Below are 1828 nucleotides of genomic sequence, written 5' to 3'. Positions count from 1 at the left end.
GGCCAGCAGCGCCGAGGTGCGGATCTGGCGCGAATCGGTGATCGCGTTGCGCCGCTCTTCAACCGTGTTGATGACCAGGGCGATCTCATTGTTCTTGATCATGTCCACCACGTGCGGCCGGCCTTCGGTGACCTTGTTGACCACTGCGCAGGCAATGCCTGCCGCCTGAATGGCGGCAGCGGTGCCTTTGGTGGCCACGATTTCAAACTTCAGGGCCGCCAGCTTGCGCGCGACTTCCACGGCACGTGGTTTGTCGTTGTTCTTGACGGTGAGAAACACCTTGCCCGACGTCGGCAGCTTGGTGCCCGCGCCGAGTTGGGACTTCACGAAAGCCTCGCCGAAGGTCTTGCCAACGCCCATGACCTCGCCGGTGGACTTCATCTCGGGGCCGAGAATCGTGTCCACGCCCGGGAACTTGACGAAGGGAAACACCGCTTCCTTGACGCTGAAGTAAGGCGGCGTGACTTCGTCCTTGATGCCTTGGGAAGCCAGCGACTGGCCCACCATGCAACGGGCGGCGACCTTGGCCAGCTGGATGCCGGTGGCCTTGCTGACAAAGGGCACAGTGCGCGAAGCACGCGGGTTCACTTCCAGAACGTAGATCACGTCCTTGCCGTCGATGTTCTGGATGGCGAATTGGACGTTCATCAAACCAACCACCGTCAGCGCCTCAGCCATCGCAGCGGTCTGGCGTTTGATTTCAGTGACGGTTTCAGCGCTCAGCGAGTACGGTGGCAAAGAGCATGCCGAGTCACCGCTATGCACGCCGGCCTGTTCGATGTGCTCCATCACGCCGCCGATGAAAGTGCGGCCTTCCGGATCGCGCAGGCAATCAACGTCACACTCGATCGCGTCGTTCAGGAATCGGTCCAGAAGTACCGGTGAGTCATGGCTGACCTTGACGGCTTCACGCATGTAGCGCTCCAGGTCACGCTGCTCGTGCACGATTTCCATCGCGCGGCCGCCCAGCACATAACTGGGGCGCACGACCAGGGGGTAACCCAGCGCAGCGGCTTTTTCCAGCGCTTCTGGTTCAGTACGGGCCGTGGCATTAGGCGGCTGGCGCAGCTTCAACTCATGCAGCAGCTTCTGGAAGCGCTCACGGTCTTCCGCGGCGTCGATCATGTCGGGCGAGGTGCCGATGATAGGCACGCCGTTGGCTTCAAGGTCCAGCGCCAGCTTCAAGGGTGTCTGGCCGCCGTACTGGACGATCACGCCCAGCGGTTTTTCCTTGTCGACGATCTCGAGTACGTCTTCCAGCGTCAGCGGCTCGAAATACAGGCGATCCGAAGTGTCGTAATCGGTGGAAACCGTTTCAGGATTGCAGTTGACCATGATGGTTTCGTAACCATCTTCGCGCATGGCCAGCGCCGCATGAACGCAGCAGTAGTCAAACTCGATGCCCTGCCCGATGCGGTTGGGCCCGCCGCCCAGCACCATGATTTTTTTCTTGTCAGTAGGTGCGGCTTCACACTCACTGCCTTCGGCCTCGTAGGTCGAATACATGTAGGCGGTATTGGTCGCGAACTCGGCGGCGCAAGTGTCTACGCGCTTGTAAACCGGGCGCACGCCCAGCGCCCGCCGTTTTTCACGGATGGCCGCGTCGGTGGTCTTGAGCTGCTTAGCCAGGCGGCGGTCGGAGAAACCTTTTTGTTTCAGCGCGCGCAAAGTGACCGCATCGATCTTCTCGAGCGAGGTGGTTTCAAGTTCAAGCTCGATCTTGACGATCTGCTCGATCTGCACGAGGAACCACGGGTCGATCTTGGTCAGCGCGAACACTTCATCCACGCTCATGCCCAGCGCAAATGCGTCGCCCACGTACCAGATG

At 60.4% G+C, this 1828-nt stretch carries 1 protein-coding gene; it reads right to left on the bottom strand.

Annotation, left to right across the window (positions count from 1 at the left end):
• Positions 1–1828: carbamoyl-phosphate synthase large subunit (gene carB / locus AC1D0Z_RS20750; protein ID WP_477660052.1), on the bottom strand; the 1828-nt coding region annotated here is incomplete at both ends.

Source organism: Polaromonas sp. P1_E3 (assembly GCF_056405935.1).
This window is presented reverse-complemented; position numbering and strand designations above follow the sequence as displayed.